Annotated in this window: 3 protein-coding genes; all 3 read right to left on the bottom strand. The window is 67.0% G+C overall.

The window, feature by feature from the left end:
• Positions 1-1122 (bottom strand): HipA domain-containing protein (locus RMO97_RS05080; RefSeq protein ID WP_310539452.1); only part of this gene is annotated, 1122 nt, incomplete at its 3' end.
• Positions 1119-1469 carry a helix-turn-helix transcriptional regulator gene (locus RMO97_RS05085; RefSeq protein ID WP_310539453.1) on the bottom strand — a complete coding sequence of 117 codons (351 nt, stop codon included), beginning with the start codon at positions 1467-1469 and terminating at the stop codon, positions 1119-1121. The genes RMO97_RS05085 and RMO97_RS05080, both read right to left, overlap by 4 nt.
• 175 nt (positions 1470-1644) lie before the next feature.
• The coding region (locus tag RMO97_RS05090; RefSeq protein WP_409035289.1) for a hypothetical protein at positions 1645-2290 on the bottom strand (646 nt) is incomplete at its 5' end.

A 2290-nucleotide genomic window follows, 5' to 3' on the forward strand; every position in this document is an offset into this window, starting at 1 on the left:
GGTGTCGCGCTTGCCGTTCATCGACATCTGATGGCGCGAGGTCCAGTCGCCGCCCGGGTTGTAGGACCAGGTGATGTCGTAGGCGGGGGAAAGGGACCAGGCGCCGGCCTTGTCCATCAGGAAGGCGATGTTCTTGACGTGGTCGTCCTGGTTGCGGGCGACGATGTTGAAGGCCATTCGCCGGAACTGTTCCTCTAGGTCCGACATCGGCAGCCCCAGCCGGCGCATGACCAGGATCGCCTGCTCATAGGCGTAGCCGCCGGCGAGGTTGAAATCGGCGTGGACCAGCGCGGCCAGGGACTGCATGTGCCGTTTTTCGCCGCCGGGCAGGCGGTCGAAGCGGCGGGTCATGAAGTGGCGGCGGCCGCCTTCCTCCATGAGGCGAGTGGGCGGCGTCTGAATGCCGGCGGCCCGCGCCATCTGGGAATAGGCGAACTCGACGGCGCTGTAACCCTTGGGGTCGGTGAGCTCGCGGTCGCGGTTGCCCTCAACGCCGTCAAACTTGAGCAGCCAGTGTTCGAACCCCGGGCCTGCGTTGACCTGGCCGGAGCGGACCTCGTTGGTGTGGGGATTCCAGGCGATCACGGCCTTGGCGCGCGCGCCGCCCGCCGAGGTGCCGACCCGCAAAATGTCCCGCAGCGCGCGGGCCCGGTCAGGGCGGCCGAACGAGGCCTGCAGGTCATGGCGGCGACTGAGGACGTCCGAGGCCAGGGCGACCAGCGCCTCGATCTGGACCGGGCTGGAGGTGCGTGGGCGCGGGCCCAGGGCCGGCAGGAATTCCAGCGCGCCCATGCCGCGGGCGCCGGTGTAGCAGAGCCGTTCCACGGCGTTGAAACTGTCGGGCGTGCGGCCCTGGCCGGCCAGCCAGGCATCGATCAGGGCGTTGCCGTAGCGGTCGGGCAGGGCGTCGGCCAGGAGGCCGGGCAGGCCGTGGAAGCTTTGGGGATTGAGGGCCGGAAAGCGGAACACCTGGGGTCCCAGGGGCATCCTCAGCGGCGCGACCTGGATGCCGCTGGAGAGGAAATCGGGGTCGTACTGGAAAGCGGCGATGCTTTCCCCGTCCAGCAGCGAGACGGCGCCAATCCGGCGGCCCCACAGCCGGACTTCTGCGAGCGTCGTCACGGGGTCTCACCCCAGGACCAGGGGGCGGGCGGGGGTGTCGGTGTCTTTCTGGACCGGGCGCGCTGACGCACCTTGCCGCGCCGCGACAGCAGGTCGATGGGACCGGGCGTGCTTTCCGGCAACAGGCTCTCGAGGTTCTCGAGCTTGTCCAGCGCGCGCAGACATCGCAGCAGATTGTGGAGTTGTGTCGAGGCGCCGCTTTCCAGGCGCTCAACCGTGGCCTTGGAGACGCCCGCGGCCTTGGCGAGCTGGGCCTGTGTCCATCCACGCTCCAGCCGGGCGCGGGCGGCGCGGGCGCCAAGCTCGGCTTGGGCGGCTTCATCTGTGAGGGTGTTGATGAATTTCATAAAGCATCAATTGTGAAGAATAATGGGTCTATACATCCGTTAAATCACTATATTTGATGAATTCGGAAAAATCAATATGATGGTGTAATTATGCAAATATGATGAATTATATCGGTTATCGGATATAAATCATCTTAAATGAGGAATTAAGGATCGCGATTGATCCGATGTCAGCCTACCCCAGCCGCACCATGCCCATCTTGGCCAACTGGCCTATCGTGCGGCCGATGGCAGAGACGGGGTAGTTCAGGCGGATGGCGATGATGGCGGGGGTCGCGTCGCCGGCCTCGACGGCGGCGAAGGCGCGCAGGGTCAGGTCTTTGGGGCTTGGGACGCCGCCAAACAGGGGATGGTCCAGGCAGGCCGTGAGCTGGTCGCGGGTTGCGCCCGGGGCGAGGCTGACAACCGTCGCGGGGCCGATCTGGCGGGTCGGGTAATGGCCGAAGACGTCAAAGGGATCGAGGTTGGCAGACAGCGTGGACGGAGCGGCGGCCAGTCGGGCGCGCCCGACCGGGTCCGCCTGGACGGTGGCGCGGCGCGCGTTGAGGTCGGTCCAGAGCGCCTGGTACTGGCGGTAGACCACAGGCCAGTCGAACAGTTCGCGGGCCCGCCGACGGCCGGCGTCGCCCAGGGTGCGACGGACGGCGGGATTGGCGATCAGGGCGGCGAGGGCGTCGACCAGATTACCCATGTCGATGGCGGTGGTGGCCGAGGTCAGGCCGCAATAGCGGTCGTAGTTCATGACGCCGGTCTCGTGGCCGGCGGCCAGGGGCGCGCCCATGCCGGGCTCAGGGGCCCAGGTGGCGACGCGGAAGCCGTCG

The organism is Phenylobacterium sp. (assembly GCF_031425575.1).
In the GTDB taxonomy this organism is placed as follows: Bacteria; Pseudomonadota; Alphaproteobacteria; order Caulobacterales; family Caulobacteraceae; genus Phenylobacterium.